This is a genomic window from Streptomyces sp. NPDC059718, from assembly GCF_042733315.1.
Taxonomy (GTDB): domain Bacteria; phylum Actinomycetota; class Actinomycetes; order Streptomycetales; family Streptomycetaceae; genus Actinacidiphila.
On sequence record NZ_JBHWGA010000024.1, the window covers coordinates 60,802 to 76,343 of the forward strand.

Here is a 15,542-nt window from a genome sequence, read left to right on the forward strand (position 1 = left end):
TAGCGTCGGGGGCGCCAGCAGGAAGGTACGCGCACCAGCCCGCCGGCCCCAGCTCGTGGCTGCTCCCCAGGTGTCACTTCCCCGGGTTGTCTCCGCAGTCCGAGATGGGCCGTACGGCAGGCGACTCCAGGTCTCCAGGGGCAACGCCCTCCACCGCCTGTCGAGCTCGCTGCAACATGCAGGGCGCCATGTTGCAGCCTGGCACGTTCAGTGGCACCCAGGCAGGACGGCCAGAATCTTCCCCTCCGGCGATTAAGTGGCGAAGCCGCCCCCTGGATAAAGTCCACCCTGGCAAATTCACAGGCCATCGGCACACGTGCCCGCAAGCGCCCGTCTCTCTTCTAAACACTGGGGTACAACCTCCAATCCCTGAGGGCACGGTTGGCTGCACCCTGGCCAGGATCTGTCTCTGCTGTCCCGCTGTCCCACTAGGCGCGCTGACCTGCGAAAGGGGGTGGGACACGGCTCAGGGGTGGAGTCCCACTGTCCCGCCTCGCTATCGCTGATGAGGTGACCGAACCGGCGGCCGTCGCGGTGCTCTCGTTGGGGTTCTCCTGGGTGGGGCCGACAGCCCTGTGCCGGATCACGGGCCGCCCGCATCTGATCATGTTGCAGCCCACCCCACGACAGCACGCTCCCCCGTCGACGGGCACTTTCCGCCCAGTCACGCACTATTTGCGATACACAGGCGCCACGCCGAGAGATCCGATCGCGGAACATGCAGGTCACAGCACATGTGACACGCTAATCGGCTACGCGCTCCGGAGCCGTGTGCGCAGGTTCGAATCCTGCCGGGGGCACCTTGTACGAGGTGCCAAAAGACCCCGCCACCAGCCAGAACGCTGGATGCGGGGTCTTCGCGTATGCGCAGGCCTATGCCGCCGGAAGCGGGTCTGGGACGGGGTCTGTGGACTATCCGTGGACGGGATCTTGAGGCGTCTTCCCTGCTCAGCCCCGAAATCCTCGATCCGGCGCTTTGCGACCTCCTGCCGGCCGTCGCTGCACTTCGCGAACCGGCTAACCAACACCTCCTCGCTGTTGCCCGCCCACTCGACAGCCTCGGTCGCGTCCACAACCGCGTTCAACCACGGCGACAAGGCCGATCGGCTGGGCGCCGGCCCCGAAGTACGTCGTGGCGTGCCGGGCATCCGACGTCAAGGACGCAATTCGGCGAGTAGGCGGAGGGCTTTCTCGGACGGTGATCCAGGGTTGGCGGTGGACAGAACGAGCGCCTGATGGGGGTCATCCGGTGCGTTCAGGGCTTCGTAGTCGAGGGTCAGTTCACCGACCAGTGGGTGGTTGTAGCGAGTGGAGCCGCACTGAGGTCGGTACACATCGTGTTCCGCCCACCAGCGGCGAAAGTCCCGGTCGACTTCGGAAAGTTCGCCGACCAGCTGGGCGAGCTGCGGGTCATGGGGATGGTGGCTGGCGTGCAGGCGGAGCGCTCCAACGACTTCGCGGGCGGTTTCGGCCCAGTCGGCATAGAGGGTGCGAGCGGCATCATGGAGGAACACGTAGCGCACCATGTTCCGCTCGTCGGCAGGCAACTCGTCGAGTCCGACATGCAGAGCCTGTGCGAGACGGTTGGTGGCCAAGATGTCCAGGCGGTAGCCCAGCAGGAAAGCGGGGACGTCGGTGAGGGTTTCCACCACGCGAAGCAGCCCGGGTCGGGGGCGCTGCGGCGCCCGCGGGCGCGGTCGCTGCTGAGCGGAGTGGGCGAGCGCAAACAAGTGGCCACGCTCAGTGTCGTTGAGTTGCAGTGCGCGAGCGAGAGCTTCGAGGACGGACGCCGAGACACCAGCGCCGCCTCCACGTTCCAGCTGTATGTAGTAGTCAATACTCACTCCGGCGAGGCGGGCGACCTCCTCACGCCGGAGACCGGGAACCCGCCGCATTCCAGACTGCGGCGAAAGGCCTGCCTGCTCAGGCGTCATACGCGCCCGGCGCGAGCGCAGAAAACCCGGGAAACTCGTCTCGGGCACGCCTTGGCTGGACGGAGACACGCTAGCCGCCAACCGGGAGCGAACAATGACAGCGAACCGCGTTGTCCATGTGGATGCTCTTTTTATTGCTTAGCGAAAATTTCCCCTTCTAAAGACTATAGATAGCCGATATCCACCGAACAAGTTCGCTTCGTGCGTGCTGTGCCGACATCGGGGCGGGGTCGCTCTGGCGAGCCCTCGAAGTCCTGAGCGTGCCATATCCCCGACGATGAGCCTGCCGGCCTCCCGGAGGAGGTGAGGCAACGTCCCACGGATAGTCCGCGCGCAGACGAGCCAGCGGAATGGCCGGGCGGGGATCACGGACAGCGGCCGAAAGCGACTGCGACGGCTCACCCCGCTCCACGGTGTGGCCTCAAGCCGTCCGGGTTCGCACCCGGCGAGCCTTCCGGGCCAGGAGACCGGCCTGGAGTATGAAGAACGCGCCGCCGGCCGCGGCGTAGACGGGCAGCACGTTGAGCGAAGGGTCATCGGCGAGGGCCTGGAAGTTCCAGGAGGTGCCCGCGAGGACAGACAGACCTCCCGCGATCAACATCGGCCACTGTTTGCCGAGTTCGGGGCTGCGCCGACGGAATCCAACCAGTATCTGGGCTACACCGGAGATGACTGCCCAGGCACCGAACACGTGCAGCACGGCCTCCAGCCCGACGGTTCCTGCGAGGCCGAGGGCGAGGGCAACAAGGGTGCTGAGCACCCCGTTGAACAACGTAAGCCGACGCTCCGATCCCTCCGTACGGGCACGGAAGTCGATCAGTGACGACACCGCGTCGATCAGTGGATAGACGACCAGCAGGGTGACCGCCGTGCCGTCGAGGGAGCCGCGGTTCACGGCAAACGCCGCAGCCCATGCCACGGCCAGGACGCCACGGCCCAGGTACAGCCTCAGCAGGGAGGAGCGGCCTTCGGGGACGAGGGACATGCGGACCGTCGGGGTGTGCGCACTCATGGGGCAGCCTTTCTCAGATGGCGAGTTGTGATGGTGCCGAACGGTGCCGGGCAGCGGCCTGGGGCCGGTGCCCGGCATGGCGATGTGGGGTCAGGGGGTCAGTGCGTGACCCAGAACGAGCAGTGGTGCCGAGTGGCGAAGTCCTGCTCGACCCGGGGCTTGGGGGGCTGGAGTGACAGCACATGGGTGCTGCCGTGGAAGGACGGCCAGTGCACGGCCGACGTGGAGGGGTTGCCGCTTGCAGCGAAATGGGCCCAGGCGGCGCGCATGTGGGAGGCGAGGGTGCGCTGACCACGGTTGAGAGGATCCTGGAATCGCGCATCGGGCAGGTCGACGAGGTAGGGGAGTTCGGAGGCGTGGGTCGCCACGGGCGGGTCGAGTCGCTGATAACGGGCAGGCGCGGCATCGTCGTTGAACTCATAGGCAAACGTAGGCACCCGCTTGGAGGTCCAGTTGCCGACCTGGAGTGCGGTGCAGGCGAAGTTGGCGTCGCCGAGCAGCGCGCTGAGGGCCAGCCTCGGCGAGGTGTAGGAGCCAAGCGGGTACTCGCGCGCGATGGCCCGAGACCGGGCGCCGGACACGCCGAGGACCGAGGCAATGGTCTGACGGTAGTTCTCGGCGGTGACGTCCTTGGGGGCCGCTGCGTAGGTGCCGTTGTGGAGGACCGCTCCAGTGGCGAGGAACAGCCGCTCCTCGTCGTGGTTGCTTCCATTGAGGATCGGTACACGGGCGAAACGGCCGGCGGCCAGAGCAGTGCCGACGGACTCCTTGAGGACCGCGCCATCGACGACACCGGGGATCGCAGCGCGCGGGTACGCGTTGACCAAGGCGGCAGCCGGCAGAGCGCGCAAGCACGTGGCGCTCTGGTCGGCACAGCCCGCCTTGTTCGCGATGGCCATGCCGGCGGCCTTGGCAGTGGCCAGCGACTGCTGGTTCAGGGCGAAAGTGCCGCTTTGGACGATGGCTCGCTGGAAGAGTCCGCGGGAGCCAGGGGAAGTGAGGTGGCTCAGCACAGACAGGCCGCCGGCGGACTCGCCGGCAATGGTGACGTTGTGCGGGTTGCCACCGAAGCGGCCGATGTTGTGGCGTATCCAGCGCAGGGCGGCTTGCTGGTCCATCAGGCCGTAGTTGCCTGCTGGGCCCCCAGGCCGTGAGGCGAGTGCGGGGTGCGCGAGGAAGCCCAAGGCGCCGAGCCGGTAGTTGGCGGTGACAACCACGGTGCCCTCAGCCGCCAGCTTGGCTGGGTCGTAGTCCCGGCCAGCGCCCAGCGTCAAACCGCCGCCGTGGATCAACACCAGCACCGGCCGGGCTGCGGCGTGCCGCCTGGGCTGCTTCGGCGTGGAGACGTTCAGGTACAGACAGTCCTCGCTCTGTGCCCCGACAGTGGGGGTGGGGGCCGGCTGAAAGCAGTTGGGTCCGTAGTCGGTCGCGTCTCGCACCCCCTTCCATGCGGCCGGAGGGCGTGGGGCGCGCCATCGCAGTTCGCCGCTGGGCGCGGCGGCGTACGGCAGCCCGCGGAAGGCGTACCCACCGGGCACCGCCTTACCGCGCACCGTGCCGTCCTGGGTGGTGACGACCGGGCCGCCGCCGGTGTGCGATGCCGTGGTGCCGGGGCTGGCGTCGGCGGCGGTAGCACCGGCTGCCGCAAGGGTCAGCGCGGTAAGGCCCGCGCCAAGGGTTGCCAGCGGGACTCGCCAGCTCCACCGCCTCGAGAGGGTCGTGTTCATGGTCTTCATTCCTTTCGGTTCGGGTCGCCCGGGTGCACCGGGGCGCGCGAGAAGCAAGGCGAGGGAGGCAGCGGACACTCGGCAGCTTCGTCACCCATCAAGTAGGTGACGGATTTCGGACATACCTCTACTCGCACCCGGCGGGACAGTCGCGCCGCATCGCGACCACGCCCTCGACCCCGAGTCGACCTCTCGCAGGTCGGAAGGCTTTCCTGAATCGAGCGGCACAGGTGCCACCTGGGAGCGCCGATGCCTGGTTGACACTTCAAACGTGCGACATCAGCTGGGGCGCCGCAAGGACATACAGAGGTGCTGCCAACCCCACCCAAGACGGCGCGATGGGGACGATCCAGCCGGTTTGGTCAAGATCGCGTGGGCTTCGGTCCGATGGCCGACCATGTGGTGCCTGGGCTTGCAGGCGAGGGCGCCATGATCAAAGCAGGGGTCCCGCACCATTGGATATGCCTCTCGCGAGGGGAGACAAATCGGAAGTCGCCTCCGGCGCGATGCCGCGTTGAGGCTGGCCAGCCGGTGGAATGATCAGCTGTTCGAGCGTATGCGAGGCCTGCCGGTGAGTCCCTACGTCACGGCAGCCTCCTCGCGGGACGCATCCACCCTGTCTCATCGCCTCACTAGGCGTGCTGACCTGCGAAAACCGGTGGGACAGCGCTCAAAGGAGGGTGTCCCACCTCCCCACCTCGCATCCTCACCGGAGGCCCTACCCGCTCGGGCTGTCCCGACCGATGCCTCAGCAGACGCTGGTGAAACCAGACGACCCCGCACTGGGGCACCGGACGTCCAACCTCATGTTGCAGCCCACCGCGATACGGCGAGCGTCCCGCGTCGAGGGCCCTCGCGCTCCCTGCACGCGCTATCCGCGATACGCGGGCGCCCAAGCAAAAGGGTCGATCAAGGAATGCCCAGCTCAGAGGGTGCGTCTCCGGTCAATCAGCTACGCGCTCGGGAGCCGTGTGCGCAGGTTCGAATCCTGCCGGGGGCACCTCGCACGAGGTGCCAAAAGACCCCGCCACCAGCCAAGACGCTGAGTGCGGGGTCTTTGCGTATGCGCAGGCGTATGCCGCCCGGAGTGGCCGTAGGACGGGGTCTGTGGACAGTACGTGGGCAGGATCTTGAGGCGTTCGCCAAGGTCAGCCGCCAGATTCGACGGACCGTTACCCGCGTCCTCCGGGCGCCGGCCGCTCCGCTCCCCTGGATGGTGCAGGGCTTCGCTGACGCTGGTCCCTGGGTCAAGACGTGGGGAAGCGAACGCTGTCGCGGGCCTCCTGATGCGTCTGGCTCGCTGCCTGCTCGTCTGCCGCGGGAGCAACGGTTACGACCTTAACGACGTAGGTGTCACCACCGATGATGCGAATGAAACCGACCCAGCTTGCGTCGGCGGGATCTGAGAGACGAGCGTCGAGGGCGGGGCGGCCATCAACCGTGGTCTTCTTGATGTCGGTGGCCTTGAGGTCATCGCTGGCGTCCGCATTGTCAGTGCCAAGGGTGAATTTGAGCTGCGCGTCGAGATCCTTCGCTGAGCTAGGCCCGTCATTCACGGTGATGCGGTTGGACTCGTCAGCGGTAGTCACCGAATACGTGCGACCGGCGTAGATAGTGGCGTCTTTGGCGAACTTGTCGAAGGTGACTTCTCCGGGAAGTTTGAAGGTGATGCCACTGGGGGCATCGGTGGTCTTCACCCATTTCGTGGCATCGGCCTGACCGTGATCCCCCTGCTCGGCCACCGTCACTGTCCCGGTGCTGGCGGCGGGCGCCGGGGCGGCGAAGGCACTGGTGGGAATCAGCACACCTCCTGCGGCCAGGGAAGTCGAACCGGCAAGCATCAGAAAGCGCTGTGTCGGCGAGAGGCGAGCCATGAGAATCACTCCTTGCGAGAAATGGGGAACAGTGTGTGTCGGGCGGCCCTGGCAATTCGCGGACCTTGTCGCGGCGGGCCCCCCGTCGCACCGCCAGACTCATTTCCGGATGATGCGGGCGTCCACCTGCTCTGCGTGAACCCAGGTTCCAGTCAAGCCTCGAGGGTCGGATCGCGTCATGTTCCGACATCGCGTGGCAGGAGAACTCGGGACTTGCCAGAAGGCAGCGTCCCTGATAGCCGAGCAAGCAGTGGGCCCTTTACGGCCCGGTCAAGCGGCCAGTGTCGCCAGCGTCCGCTCGGGTGCAGCAAGGATCGAGAAGTGTCCCTGGCCGGGATGGATGTGGAGGCGTGCCCCCGGAATCGCCTCGGCGAAGCGGCGGGCGTGCTGGAGCGGGACGGTGGTATCGGCATCCCCGTGGTGGATCAACGTGGGCACCCTGATCGATTCGAGGTCAAAACCCCAGGGCCGGGTCAGCAGGCGCAGATCCTGTGCGACCCCCCAACTGCCGCGGTGGAACGCCCGCAAGTAGTTGGCCAGGAAAGCCTCGCGCGCGTCCGGGTGGGCGAGGGCACGCCGGTCGCCGGCGGGCATCTCGCTGGTCGCCAGGCGAAGGAAGAGCCCTGGTGTCCGGCGCGCCAGCGTCGCCAGGCGGCCCAGAAACCAGCCGCCGAAGGCCGGAGCGTACTGGGCGATCGGCAAGGACGCGCGCTGCCCGGCAGCCATACCGCGGGTGGGCCAGTTGGGCGGCCCAAGTGGCGCGATGAGCAGCAGGCTGCGGACGCGGTCTGGCAGCTCGGACGCGCAGGCCGCCGCGAACGCTCCGCCGCCCGAGACGCCGAGCAGCGCCACCGAGCCGACTTCCAAAGCGTCCAGCACCGAGGCGGCTTCCGCAGCCCAGTCCACGACCTGCGGCAGGCGAAGGGCGTCGGTGCCGCCGATGCCGGGGCGATCCGGGGCGATGAGGCGCAGACCGAGCGCGCGGGCCGCGTCCGCCAAGGCGTACACGGTCAACCCGGAGTCGGCCAACCCGTGGCAGAACAGCACCGCGGGCGCGTCCGGCTCCCCCACCACCTCGACCGATATCACGCCGCCGTCGGCTCTACGCAGCTCCAGCCTCATATCGTCTCCCGTGACCTTGATCTGAGAGCTGCCTGCGCACAGGTCATCGGCCCCTTGCAGGGGGCCCGGCGGATCCCTCGCCGGACTTCACCACGTCACTTGCCCCAGTACTTGCTCAGCTGACCTTCCATGAATGGATGGGGACTCGCACTCACTTCGCCGGCGAAGGGGTGTTCAAGTACGAGGACGAGGGTGAGGCTCAGGCCTACCAGCAACGCGATCGACCCTACGAAAAGCAGCTGCACCTTGAGGTTCTCCACCCCGTAAAGCAAGGTGATCAGCATGACGATCAGCGCTCCCCCGTAGGTGAGAATCTCCAGGAGTGGGGGCAGATGTTGCGTTGCGGCCAGGATGCGGGTTCTGCGTTGTGCGGTCACATCGTTCAGTCGCTCCACCGATGCGCTGTAGAAGGCCTCTTCGGATGCGTTTTTAGGATCGTAATCCTGGAGGGCTGTATACAACGCCTCAACCTTACCTGATGTCGCGCTGAGGCTATTCTTTCCCTCGCGCATCAGCGGCCATGCGTCCTCCACGATGGCGTGGACGTAGTTCCCGATCGCACGGTCCAATTTTTGCTGCACATCGTCTGGAAAACCGTGGGCGTTGCGGGAGATCACAGCGAGATCTGTTGCCTCCGAGGTCACCACTGCTTGAACTTGCTCAAGATCGGTCCACAAGGTCACGATGACGAAAGCAAGGACAATTCCGTAGATGGCTCCGAACAGTTCAAGCACCGTGCGCGACACATCATTGGTCACGCCATTGCTCAACTCAGGAAAAACCCGGCGCGCCACCAAGCAAGCGGCGAGCGACAAAACAACAACGCCGCCAACGATGAGGATCGCAAGGCTGGCCGTGTCCAGGTTGTTGAGTAGCCAAAGTCCCACGCCGGCGACTCTATCCAGCTCGCGGCCGCGTTCGGGGTCGGCACGACCAACGCCTACCGCTACATCACCGAGGTAGTCGAAGTACTGGCCGCGCCGGCCCCGACGCTCGCAGAAAGCAGCAGAAGGCCCTGGGTCAACTCACCACGCATGACGGGTCGCCAGGCCGCTACGCTGCCCCGCAAGTTGGTTAGCGTCTACCGACGCCACGGTCTTACCGATTTCGCGTTCACACTCTGGAACAAGAGGCTCGGGCTTCGTATCAGGTTCACGCGACGTCGTCTGACGTTGTGTACGTCCGAAGATGCTCGACCGCGGCATACAGCGCGTCACGCAATGGCGCCACGTCGCGGGCGATCTGCGCGAGCAGGCTACCTCCCTGGTAGGCGACGATCAGCATGTGTGCGAGTCGCGCCGGATCCGCCGACGCGTCGAGTCGTCCCTCATATTGCATCCGCTCGAGTCCCGCCCGGAAGATGTCTTGCCATTCGGCGAAGACGCGGGTGAGGTCGTCGCGGACATCCAGATCGGTCTTGACGATCTCGCTCGCGAGGGATCCGAGGCTGCAGCCGTTCTCGAACGGGCGACCGGAGACGACGTAGAAGTCCGCCCACTCCTGGTACGCCTCGATCGTGTCGAACCCGGCGAACCGTTCGCTTCGGTGGAAGCCGAGCACGCTCTCGGCCTGCCAGTCGATGACGGCGCGCACCAGGCTTTCCTTGTTCGGGAAGTAGTGGCTCAGCTGCGAGCCACTGACCCCCGCTGCTCTTCGCACCAGCTCGTTGTTCGTCGCGTGGACCCCCCGCTTGTAGATCAAGTCCGCGGCGTGCTCGAGGATGCGACCTCGCGTCGCCAGCCCCTTGCCGGTGCGCCCGCGAAGATCACGCGATCCATCGTTCATCTGCATGTCACCAGCCTATCCCGCAGATTGGGCTCGGCGGCCCAACGCGATGCGGATTGGGCTTGACAGCCCATTCTGCGTCGGGTTGACTCTGAGTGGGCTGAGCAGCCCAGACTGATACCGCCCGGAGGGCCACCACCATGTCTCGTCTCACCACGCCCGAGCTCACCGACATCGACGTCAAGACGCAGGGCACGCTCGACGCCATCGCCAAGCAGTTCGGCTTCACTCCGGGCATGTTCACCACGCTCGCCGGCAACCCGACCGTCCTCGAGATCGTGATGGGCCTGCAGGGCAGCATCGCGAAGCTCCTCGACGCGAAAACCCGCCACACGATCGCGCTGGCCACGTCCCACTCCAACAACTGCGACTACTGCTCGGCGCTACACGGATACATCTCCGCGAACCTCGGAGGCATGTCCACCGAGGAGATCGAGCTGGCCCGCACCGGCGGCTCCACCGATCCCAAGCGTGCCGCCGTCGCTCGCTTCTCCCAGCAGGTGATCGAGACCCGTGGTCAGGTGGGCGACGAGGCCCTCGCCGCGGTTCGCGAGGCCGGGTACACGGACCCCGAGATCCAGGCGATCGTCACCGTCGTGGTCGTCACGCTGCTCACGAACTACCTCAACAACGTCAACGACACCGTCGTCGACATCCCCGGTGCGGGCGCGTAACCAGCGACGTGGCGACTTCGTCGACTGGCACGGAGGCCCTCCAATGAAAGCCATGTTCACCACGTGCTGACGTGACTCCAACGCCCAGAAACCGCCTCCTGACCCGATCTCTCCGACAAGGAAACGAAAGCATCATGGATCTCGACAATCTGATCACCAAGCACCTCACCCGCTACTTCGACCCGAACAAGAAGATCCCGGAGGAGACCTTCCAGCTCCTGCTGCGCTACCTGCGCAGCTCGCCGACGACGATCAACATCCAGCCGAACCACTTCCATGTGCTGGAGTCGCAGGCCGGCAAGGACAAGCTTGCGGACGCTCTCGTCGGCCGCTTCGGGGACAACGCGGAGAAGGTGCGGAACGCGTCGCACGCGATCGTGTTCACGACCCGCAAAACGATTCCCGACGAGCACTTGCAGGAGATCTTCGCGAAGGAGCGCGCGGACGGTCGCTTCGCGGACCCGGAGATCCAGAAGGGATGGGAGGCTGGAGCGTCCAACTTCGTGGAGATCCAGTCGGAGAACTATGGCGGCGACGTGCTCCACTGGCTGGAGAAGAACACGTACCTCGTGGTCGGCGCGACCATGATGGCCGCCGCTTCTCTTGGAGTCGACGCCACCCCGCTGGAAGGGTTCGACCGCGCGACGATCGACGAAGCGTTCGGCCTCACCGACACCGACTTCACCACGACGCTGCTCGTCGTGCTCGGGTACCCGGACGAGACGCGCGTCTCTCGCCAGCCGGTCTCGCGCTTCGACGCCGACAAGATCTTCACCCACATGTGACGAACTGAGCGGGTGCGCGATCGGCGCGCCTGGGCGCAAACGCGGGATCGTCCACACCATCCCCGAGAAGATCGGCCAACAACGGCACCGCCAAGCCCGTGGTCCCCACGGCGGCAGACCCCCGATGTTCGACCCGGAAACCTACCGCCGCCGCAACACCGTCGAACGGTGCTTCAACCGGCTCAAAGGCTTCCTTGGGATCGCCACCCGATACGAGAAGACCGCCACCTCCTACGAGGCAGCAGTCACCCTCGCGTCGTTCTTGCTCTACGCAAGATCGGTTTGAAGACGGGCCCTAGTGCCGCAGGTCGTTCGTGCCGCCCGCGCCTTCAGGCAAGATGCGCAGCAGGACCATCAGGGTGATGCTGAAAGCAGAACGTCCATCCGATTGCAACAGGAGATCCCATGATGGACGCAGCCAAGACTGAGCTGTACGCAATAGACCTGACTGATGCGGCGTGGGTTACGAGCAGCTACAGCAACAGGTGGGACAAGACGTGTGTGGAGGTCGCAGACCTCGGCGGCGGCGCGGTTGCGGTCCGCGATTCGCAGAACAGGGAGCTGCCGCCGCTCCGATTCACCGCAGAGGAGTGGGCCGCGTTTCGACTGGGCGTGCGTGACGGCGAATTCGGCTAGAGATTGCCGTCGGCAGCCAGGACCGCCGGTTCTACCCGAGTACCCCTTCGGCAACCACCTCAAGTTCCAAGAGCCCAAGGCATCCTGAGACGACGGCGGCGCCGGACCCTACCCGGGGCCGGCGCCGCGTGACGGCAATGTGCGGTCGATCAGTGCTGTGCGGCGCCCTTGCGGCGGCGCAGCACCAGCGCGGCACCCGCACCCAGCAGCAGCAGCGCGGCGAAGGCGATGCCACCGACCTGGGCGCCGGTCTCGGCGAGCCCGCCGCTTTCCGTGCCGGAGGAGTCGGAAGCGGACGGGGCGACGGTCGCGGAGGGCGAGCCGTTCGGCTGCTCACCGCCCGCCGGGCCGGAGTCCGACGGCGACGCGGAGCCCGAGGGCGAGCCGCTCGGCTGCTCACCGCCTTCCGGAGCGGAGGCGGACGGCGACGCGGAGCCGGAGGGCGTCCCGCCGCCGTTGCCCTCGTCCTTGCAGTCGACCCAGAAGACCTTGTGCTTGGCGCGGCCGTGCTCTCCGTCGAAGTTCCAGAAGAGCTTGTAGTGGCCGTCCGCGAGCGCGAGGTTTTCGGTGCGCTCGTGGCCTGAGCCGTCGAGGGTGAGCGAGCCGGACTTCACCGTCTCGCCCTTCTGACCGTCGGTCGGCGACCACCGCTCGATGGACCAGTCGGCCTTCTGGGCACCGTCGAACTGGAAGCCGTCGAGGTAGAAGGTGCAGACGTGCGGCTCGTTGTTGTGCAGTTCCTCGCCGGTCTTCGCGTCGTGGATCTTCACATTGCCGTTGTCGCCGGGGGCGTTGTGGGCGAGGGCGGCGGGCGCAAACAGCAGGGATGCTGCCAGGGCCGCCGTCGCCGCGCCTGCCGTAGAAAGGGCGCGCATGGGCGTACCACCTGTGGGGTGTGAAACGGAGTGCGGGGGGAGGCGGCCAGGTTTCACCTCGCCGACCTGCACGTCAAGGAATGGTTGACCTCATTAGTCGGGCTACGTCACATCCGCCCCATAGGTCCGACATAACAATTACGCCACACCGTTCACGTTTGAAGAAGCGCCTTCGGCACGATGGGCCCCACGGCAGCCCCGGGGCGACGTTTCGGGCAACGGCTGCCACCACCTATAGGTGACCGAACCTGGGCCGCGCGGTCAGGCGTGGGATTTGAGGGCGGCCAGGCGGGCCTCGATCTCCGCTGCGTCGCCCATGCTGTCGAGGCGCTCGAACTGGGCGTCCAGAGAGGAGTCGGCGAGTTCCTGCTGGCCGAGTGCCCTCGCCTCTTCGCGGCGGACTATCTCCTCGAAGCGGCTCAACTCGGAGGTGGGATCAAGCACATTGATGTTCTCGGCGGCGTCCAGCATCTGGCTCTGCGCGTGGGCGGTCTTGGCGCGGGCCACCAACTGGTCGCGCTTGGAGTGGAGCTCCGTCAGCTTGACCTCCATTTGGGCGAGGCCGGACTTCAGTTTGTCGACGACCTCCCGCTGCATGGCGATCGTCGGCTCGGCGTCCTTCGCCTCGCGTCCGGCTTGGAGCTGCCGCTGCAGCGCCACCTTGGCGAGGCGGTCGAACGCGTCGGCCTCGGCTTCGGACCCGGCGGCCCGCAGCTCGTCCGCCTTTCGGCTGGCGGCCAGCGCCTTGGTGCCCCACTCGGTGGCCGCCTCCACGTCTTCCTGGTGGTCCTGCTCCAAAAGGCGCAGATTGCCGATGGTGGTGGCGACCGCCTGCTTGGCCTCGTCGATGTTGTTGCCGTAGTCGCGGATCAGCTGGTCGAGCATCTTCTGCGGGTCTTCCGCCTGGTCCAGCAGGGCGTTGATGTTCGCCTTCGCCAGCTGTGCGACGCGGCCGAAGATCGTCTGCTTGGTCATGGGACCGAGCCTTCCTTGGGTTGCCGTCTGCGTACGCCTTGGCTCAGAACCTGCCGCCACCGCCCCTCCGCCCGCGCGTCCCTCCGCCGCCGAAGCTGCCGGGGCCGCCCCCACCGAACCCGCCGCCGAACATGCCCCCGCCGGTCCCCCGGCCCATGCCGCCGAAGATCTCCCCGAGCAGGATGCCGCCGAGCACCGCGCCGCCCATGCCGCCGCCCCCGCGGCGGCCGCCCATGGCATCGCCGTACGGACTGCCGTACATGCGCACGTCCCCCTCGGCCCGCTGCTGCGCCGCGCGGGCCAGCGCATCCGCCCGCTGGGCCTCGGCGAGCGCGGCGGCGGGATCGGTGGGCGCCCCGGCTGCGGAGTCCTGTGCCAGTTCGAGGTGCCGCTGTGCCTCGGCGAGACGCGTCCTGGCCTCGCTGCCCACCGCTGCACGGTGGGTCGTGATGAAGTCCGAAGCGGCGCCCACGGCGCTGCGCGCGGTGAGCAGGGCCTGGTCGAGCAGGGAGCGGGCCCTTCGGTTGCCGGCCTCGTGTGTGCGCGCTCCCGTAAGGGCCTCCTCGAGGGCCGCGTCGGCCTCCTCCACGCGGCGCAGCACGTCGATCGGGTCGTACGATCCCGCGGCGATCCGCGTCCGAACCTCGCCGACGACCGATTCGGCGCGGGCGATGCGACCGTGCAGGTCGGCTGTGGAGGTGCCCTCGGGAGTGCCGGCGAGCATGCCCCGCGCCTCCGCGAGGTCGGTCTCGGTCTCCGTCAGCGCGCCGGGCAGCTTGCCCGCCGCCTCCGCGAGCTCCTTCGCCAGTCGGCCGACGGCGTCCGCGAACGTGCCCGCCTGGTCGATGGCGCCCTCGGCGGCCCGCAGATGCACCGCGGCCGTGCCGCCCGCGCCTGCCGCGATGGCCTCGCGAGCCTGGCCGAGCTGGGTCGCGGCGAACGCGAGCCGGTCCCTGGCCTGCTCGACGTGGCCCGTGACGGGCTGGACCGCGGTGGGTGCGTACCGCGTGCCGAGCGCGGTGAGCGTGGCCTGCGCGGTGTCGGTGCGGCCGGTGATGTCCCGCAGCTTCGCCTCGGCGTGCTCCAGCGCCTGGGGCGCGTTCTGCTCCAGGGCGCGCAGCCGGTCGAAGCCCTCGGCCTCCGCGTCGAGCCGGCGATTGGCCTCGGTACAGCGCGCGATGATCTCGTCCAGCATGCGGCGCCTGGCCGCATCGTCCTCCGGCATCGCGTCGTCGAGCTGCTGCCGCAGCCGAAAGGCCGCCGTGAGCTGCGACTGCGCAGACCCGAGCGCCTCGCTATAGGGTGCGGCCGCCTCTTCGCCGAACTGGGCGGTGGCGAAACCGAGTTCCTCGGTGCTGGTGCGTACCGCGTCGTCCGTCTCGACGAGCAGCTCCCTGGCCCGCTGGTCGAGTTCGGGCAGGGGCAGGGGCACGCTCCCGGTTCCGCTCGGGCCGGGGGACCCCCAGCCCTGGGTGGTACGGGGCCCGGAGCGCTTCCTGCGCCGGGCGTACACGTACCAGGCGAAGGCGAGCGCGGCTCCGAGCACCACGACCGGCAGAACGAGATCACCCGCGCCGCTGGGGCCGCCGGCGCCACCGGGGTCGGCCTCGCCCGGGGTGATCGCCGGAGTGGGCACGGGCATGCCCGCGAGGACCGCGCCGATGCCGTCCGCCGCGCCGATGGCCGCCCCCGCCCAGTCGTTCTGCCGCAGCGCCGGTTCGACCGCGGTCTGCGCGACGTCTCGCAGCTGGGCGTCGGTCAGCTGCGAGTCCTGGTCCACGGAATACGCGTACTGCCGGTCGTGCGTGGCGACGGCCAGCAGTACGTCGTTCAGGCCGAGGCCGTTGCGCTCGGCGGTCGCGTCGGCCCAGTTCTGGGCGGAGCGGCCGGAGAAGTCACGTACGTAGGCGACGTAGAGCTGGACGCGGTGCACGTCGTCGAGATTCCTCAGTGCCGTCCCGACGGCGCCCTTGCGGTCGCCGAGCGCGTCCACCTTGTCGGTGATCTGGCCGGTCCTCGACAGCACGATCGGATCGTCAGCGCGGGCGCTTGCGGCGGGCAGGACCAGCCAGCACAGCATTGCCAGCGCGCTGATCAAGGCATACGCGGTACGCAGGGTGTGCGAGGTGCGAACGCCTCCGTG

The 15,542-nt window shown here is 67.5% G+C and carries 14 protein-coding genes and 1 pseudogene; 5 read left to right on the forward strand and 10 right to left on the reverse strand.

The features are described 5' to 3' along the window. Positions 1-1,154 precede the first annotated feature (1,154 nt). From ACFV3E_RS25955 to ACFV3E_RS25980, 6 genes are all read right to left on the reverse strand, one after another. The gene (locus ACFV3E_RS25955; protein ID WP_500536816.1) at positions 1,155-2,003 is read right to left on the reverse strand and encodes a helix-turn-helix transcriptional regulator; all 849 of its coding nucleotides are present in this window, start codon (positions 2,001-2,003) and stop codon (positions 1,155-1,157) included. A 352-nt stretch (positions 2,004-2,355) separates the two neighbouring features. After that, positions 2,356-2,946: a DUF308 domain-containing protein gene (locus ACFV3E_RS25960; protein WP_500536817.1), complete on the reverse strand. Its 591-nt coding sequence runs from the start codon at positions 2,944-2,946 to the stop codon at positions 2,356-2,358. Between the two features lie 98 nt (positions 2,947-3,044). After that, positions 3,045-4,673, reverse strand: a complete 1,629-nt coding sequence (locus ACFV3E_RS25965; RefSeq protein WP_500536818.1) for a carboxylesterase/lipase family protein — start codon at positions 4,671-4,673, stop codon at positions 3,045-3,047. Between the two features lie 1,247 nt (positions 4,674-5,920). Next, positions 5,921-6,547, reverse strand: a complete 627-nt coding sequence (locus tag ACFV3E_RS25970; protein WP_500536819.1) for a hypothetical protein — start codon at positions 6,545-6,547, stop codon at positions 5,921-5,923. Between the two features lie 270 nt (positions 6,548-6,817). Continuing rightward, positions 6,818-7,669 carry an alpha/beta fold hydrolase gene (locus tag ACFV3E_RS25975; protein WP_500536820.1) on the reverse strand — a complete coding sequence of 284 codons (852 nt, stop codon included), beginning with the start codon at positions 7,667-7,669 and terminating at the stop codon, positions 6,818-6,820. Positions 7,670-7,764: 95 nt separating this feature from the next. After that, complete coding sequence (locus ACFV3E_RS25980) at positions 7,765-8,556, reverse strand: bestrophin-like domain (protein WP_500536821.1); 792 nt, start codon at positions 8,554-8,556, stop codon at positions 7,765-7,767. A 12-nt stretch (positions 8,557-8,568) separates the two neighbouring features. Between ACFV3E_RS25980 and ACFV3E_RS25985 the strand changes: the two are divergent. Next, positions 8,569-8,679, forward strand: a pseudogene (locus ACFV3E_RS25985) (helix-turn-helix domain-containing protein); the annotation flags it as partial. Positions 8,680-8,821: 142 nt separating this feature from the next. Here ACFV3E_RS25985 and ACFV3E_RS25990 read toward each other — a convergent pair. Continuing rightward, positions 8,822-9,460 (reverse strand): TetR/AcrR family transcriptional regulator, encoded by a 639-nt coding sequence (locus tag ACFV3E_RS25990; protein WP_500536822.1) that lies wholly within the window; start codon positions 9,458-9,460, stop codon positions 8,822-8,824. A gap of 134 nt (positions 9,461-9,594) precedes the next feature. Here ACFV3E_RS25990 and ACFV3E_RS25995 point away from each other — a divergent pair, with 134 nt between their 5' ends. The 4 genes from ACFV3E_RS25995 to ACFV3E_RS26010 all read left to right on the forward strand — a co-directional run bounded on the left by ACFV3E_RS25995 (position 9,595) and on the right by ACFV3E_RS26010 (position 11,549). Then, complete coding sequence (locus tag ACFV3E_RS25995) at positions 9,595-10,128, forward strand: carboxymuconolactone decarboxylase family protein (RefSeq protein WP_500536823.1); 534 nt, start codon at positions 9,595-9,597, stop codon at positions 10,126-10,128. Between the two features lie 134 nt (positions 10,129-10,262). Then, on the forward strand, positions 10,263-10,913 hold the full coding sequence (locus tag ACFV3E_RS26000) for a nitroreductase family protein (protein ID WP_500536824.1): 651 nt from the start codon (positions 10,263-10,265) through the stop codon (positions 10,911-10,913). A 124-nt stretch (positions 10,914-11,037) separates the two neighbouring features. Then, a complete protein-coding gene (locus tag ACFV3E_RS26005; protein ID WP_500536825.1) occupies positions 11,038-11,199 on the forward strand; it encodes a hypothetical protein in 162 nt (53 codons plus the stop codon). Between the two features lie 119 nt (positions 11,200-11,318). Then, on the forward strand, positions 11,319-11,549 hold the full coding sequence (locus ACFV3E_RS26010; protein WP_499514017.1) for a DUF397 domain-containing protein: 231 nt from the start codon (positions 11,319-11,321) through the stop codon (positions 11,547-11,549). Between the two features lie 149 nt (positions 11,550-11,698). On the opposite strand, the gene ACFV3E_RS26015 is transcribed toward ACFV3E_RS26010, so the two are convergent. The 3 genes from ACFV3E_RS26015 to ACFV3E_RS26025 form a co-directional block, all read right to left on the reverse strand. After that, entirely contained in the window at positions 11,699-12,424 is a 726-nt protein-coding gene (locus ACFV3E_RS26015) for an LAVTG motif-containing sortase-dependent surface protein (RefSeq protein WP_500536826.1), read from the reverse strand. 261 nt (positions 12,425-12,685) lie between these two features. After that, positions 12,686-13,399 (reverse strand): PspA/IM30 family protein, encoded by a 714-nt coding sequence (locus ACFV3E_RS26020; RefSeq protein WP_500536827.1) that lies wholly within the window; start codon positions 13,397-13,399, stop codon positions 12,686-12,688. Between the two features lie 43 nt (positions 13,400-13,442). Continuing rightward, entirely contained in the window at positions 13,443-15,479 is a 2,037-nt protein-coding gene (locus ACFV3E_RS26025; RefSeq protein ID WP_500536883.1) for a TPM domain-containing protein, read from the reverse strand. Between the last annotated feature and the right edge of the window lie 63 nt (positions 15,480-15,542).

What these genes read in the sequence shown, in the direction of transcription:
- ACFV3E_RS26015 (WP_500536826.1), bottom strand. Translation starts at nt 12,424, where the DNA reads ATGCGCGCCCTTTCTACGGCAGGCGCGGCGACGGCGGCCCTGGCAGCA.
- ACFV3E_RS26005 (WP_500536825.1), top strand. Translation starts at nt 11,038, where the DNA reads ATGTTCGACCCGGAAACCTACCGCCGCCGCAACACCGTCGAACGGTGC.
- ACFV3E_RS26020 (WP_500536827.1), bottom strand. Translation starts at nt 13,399, where the DNA reads ATGACCAAGCAGACGATCTTCGGCCGCGTCGCACAGCTGGCGAAGGCG.
- ACFV3E_RS25990 (WP_500536822.1), bottom strand. Translation starts at nt 9,460, where the DNA reads ATGCAGATGAACGATGGATCGCGTGATCTTCGCGGGCGCACCGGCAAG.
- ACFV3E_RS25975 (WP_500536820.1), bottom strand. Translation starts at nt 7,669, where the DNA reads ATGAGGCTGGAGCTGCGTAGAGCCGACGGCGGCGTGATATCGGTCGAG.
- ACFV3E_RS25965 (WP_500536818.1), bottom strand. Translation starts at nt 4,673, where the DNA reads ATGAACACGACCCTCTCGAGGCGGTGGAGCTGGCGAGTCCCGCTGGCA.
- ACFV3E_RS25970 (WP_500536819.1), bottom strand. Translation starts at nt 6,547, where the DNA reads ATGGCTCGCCTCTCGCCGACACAGCGCTTTCTGATGCTTGCCGGTTCG.
- ACFV3E_RS26000 (WP_500536824.1), top strand. Translation starts at nt 10,263, where the DNA reads ATGGATCTCGACAATCTGATCACCAAGCACCTCACCCGCTACTTCGAC.
- ACFV3E_RS25960 (WP_500536817.1), bottom strand. Translation starts at nt 2,946, where the DNA reads ATGAGTGCGCACACCCCGACGGTCCGCATGTCCCTCGTCCCCGAAGGC.
- ACFV3E_RS26025 (WP_500536883.1), bottom strand. Translation starts at nt 15,479, where the DNA reads ATGCTGTGCTGGCTGGTCCTGCCCGCCGCAAGCGCCCGCGCTGACGAT.
- ACFV3E_RS25995 (WP_500536823.1), top strand. Translation starts at nt 9,595, where the DNA reads ATGTCTCGTCTCACCACGCCCGAGCTCACCGACATCGACGTCAAGACG.
- ACFV3E_RS26010 (WP_499514017.1), top strand. Translation starts at nt 11,319, where the DNA reads ATGATGGACGCAGCCAAGACTGAGCTGTACGCAATAGACCTGACTGAT.